This window comes from Streptococcus sp. X13SY08 (assembly GCF_001182825.2).
Classification (GTDB): domain Bacteria; phylum Bacillota; class Bacilli; order Lactobacillales; family Streptococcaceae; genus Streptococcus.
This window is the reverse complement of sequence record NZ_LFYO02000005.1, coordinates 1-2500: the sequence shown is the minus strand read 5'-3', so window position 1 is coordinate 2500 and position 2500 is coordinate 1. Positions and strand designations below refer to the sequence as shown.

The 2500-nt window shown below is 50.8% G+C and carries 6 tRNA genes and 2 rRNA genes (1 of these 8 cut by a window edge); all 8 read left to right on the top strand.

Annotation, left to right across the window (positions count from 1 at the left end):
- A 23S ribosomal RNA gene (locus AEX56_RS08050) occupies positions 1–1586 on the top strand (it extends 1317 nt beyond the left edge of the window).
- A gap of 85 nt (positions 1587–1671) precedes the next feature.
- Positions 1672–1787: ribosomal RNA gene (gene rrf, locus AEX56_RS08045) — 5S ribosomal RNA — on the top strand.
- A gap of 10 nt (positions 1788–1797) precedes the next feature.
- A tRNA-Lys gene (locus AEX56_RS08040) sits at positions 1798–1867 on the top strand.
- A gap of 5 nt (positions 1868–1872) precedes the next feature.
- Positions 1873–1954, top strand: a tRNA-Leu gene (locus tag AEX56_RS08035).
- A gap of 11 nt (positions 1955–1965) precedes the next feature.
- Positions 1966–2038, top strand: a tRNA-Thr gene (locus AEX56_RS08030).
- A gap of 15 nt (positions 2039–2053) precedes the next feature.
- Positions 2054–2125: transfer RNA gene (locus tag AEX56_RS08025), tRNA-Gly, on the top strand.
- A 116-nt stretch (positions 2126–2241) separates the two neighbouring features.
- Positions 2242–2315 (top strand) — tRNA-Arg (locus AEX56_RS08020).
- 48 nt (positions 2316–2363) lie between these two features.
- A tRNA-Pro gene (locus AEX56_RS08015) sits at positions 2364–2437 on the top strand.
- Positions 2438–2500 lie beyond the last annotated feature (63 nt).

The window sequence follows — 2500 nt, the reverse complement described above, 5'->3', positions numbered from 1 at the left end:
CCATCCACCGTAAGACTAAGGTTTCCAGGGGAAGGCTCGTCCGCCCTGGGTTAGTCGGGACCTAAGGAGAGACCGAAAGGTGTATCCGATGGACAACAGGTTGATATTCCTGTACTAGAGTATAGAGTGATGGAGGGACGCAGTAGGCTAACTAAAGCAGGCGAATGGAAGAGCCTGTCTAAGCAGTGAGGTGTGATGTGAGTCAAATGCTTACATCTATAACATTGAGCTGTGATGGGGAGCGAAGTTTAGTAGCGAAGTTAGTGACGTCACACTGCCAAGAAAAGCTTCTAGCGTTTAACTACACTCTACCCGTACCGCAAACCGACACAGGTAGTCGAGGCGAGTAGCCTCAGGTGAGCGAGAGAACTCTCGTTAAGGAACTCGGCAAAATGACCCCGTAACTTCGGGAGAAGGGGTGCTGTCTTTGGACAGCCGCAGTGAATAGGCCCAAGCAACTGTTTATCAAAAACACAGCTCTCTGCTAAATCGTAAGATGATGTATAGGGGGTGACGCCTGCCCGGTGCTGGAAGGTTAAGAGGAGGGTTTAGCGTAAGCGAAGATCTGAATTGAAGCCCCAGTAAACGGCGGCCGTAACTATAACGGTCCTAAGGTAGCGAAAGTTCCTTGTCGGGTAAGTACCGACCCGCACGAAAGGCGTAATGATTTGGGTACTGTCTCAACGAGAGACTCGGTGAAATTTTAGTACCTGTGAAGATGCAGGTTACCCGCGACAGGACGGAAAGACCCCATGGAGCTTTACTGCAGTTTGATATTGAGTATCTGTACCACATGTACAGGTTAGGTAGGAGCCGACGAAGATGGGACGCCATTTTCATCTGAGGCGCTGTTGGGATACTACCCTTGTGTTATGGCTACTCTAACCCAGATAGGTGATCCCTATCGGAGACAGTGTCTGACGGGCAGTTTGACTGGGGCGGTCGCCTCCTAAAAGGTAACGGAGGCGCCCAAAGGTTCCCTCAGAATGGTTGGAAATCATTCGCAGAGTGTAAAGGTATAAGGGAGCTTGACTGCGAGAGCTACAACTCGAGCAGGGACGAAAGTCGGGCTTAGTGATCCGGTGGTTCCGCATGGAAGGGCCATCGCTCAACGGATAAAAGCTACCCTGGGGATAACAGGCTTATCTCCCCCAAGAGTTCACATCGACGGGGAGGTTTGGCACCTCGATGTCGGCTCGTCGCATCCTGGGGCTGTAGTCGGTCCCAAGGGTTGGGCTGTTCGCCCATTAAAGCGGCACGCGAGCTGGGTTCAGAACGTCGTGAGACAGTTCGGTCCCTATCCGTCGCGGGCGTAGGAAATTTGAGAGGATCTGCTCCTAGTACGAGAGGACCAGAGTGGACTTACCGCTGGTGTACCAGTTGTCTTGCCAAAGGCATCGCTGGGTAGCTATGTAGGGAAGGGATAAACGCTGAAAGCATCTAAGTGTGAAACCCACCTCAAGATGAGATTTCCCATGATTATATATCAGTAAGAGCCCTGAGAGAAGATCAGGTAGATAGGTTGGAAGTGGAAGTATGGCGACATATGGAGCGGACCAATACTAATCGCTCGAGGACTTATCCGAAGTCAAGAGATATTGACAGCAGGTTAGATTCTTGATAGAATATAGGTACTCAATTTTCATTTGACAATCAGTCTACTAGAAGTAGTTAGGTGTCGATAGCCAAGGAGATACACCTGTACCCATGCCGAACACAGTAGTTAAGGCCTAGAACGCCTGCAGTAGTTGGGGGTTGCCCCCTGTGAGATACTGTAGTCGCTTAGCGATAGGGCGCGATAGCTCAGCTGGTAGAGCAGATGACTTTTAATCAATGAAGGTCGCTGGTTCGAGCCCAGCACGGGTCATGTATGCGGGTTTGGCGGAATTGGCAGACGCACCAGATTTAGGATCTGGCGCTTTCGGGCGTGGGGGTTCAAGTCCCTTAACCCGCATAGAGAGATAAGCCGGCTTAGCTCAGTTGGTAGAGCATCTGATTTGTAATCAGAGGGTCGCGTGTTCAAGTCATGTAGCCGGCATTCAACTGAAGTATTGCGAACGTAGTTCAGTGGTAGAACATCACCTTGCCAAGGTGGGGGTCGCGGGTTCGAATCCCGTCGTTCGCTTAGAGAGGCCGGGGTGGCGGAACTCGTTAAAACACATGACTTAAAATCCTGCGATGGCAACATCGTATCGGTTCGATAACGGTCCTCGTGTTTGTATCAGAGCCAAATAACAATGAGCACCCTTAGCTCAACTGGATAGAGTACCTGACTACGAATCAGGCGGTTAGAGGTTTGACTCCTCTGGGGTGCATAACTCGCTTAATGGGAACATTAGGGGAGATTTATTTTTAATGACTATCGGGAAGTAGCTCAGCTTGGTAGAGTACTTGGTTTGGGACCAAGGGGTCGCAGGTTCGAATCCTGTCTTCCCGCTTGTATTATTTTGGCGGTGTAGCTCAGCTGGCTAGAGCGTCCGGTTCATACCCGGGAGGTCGG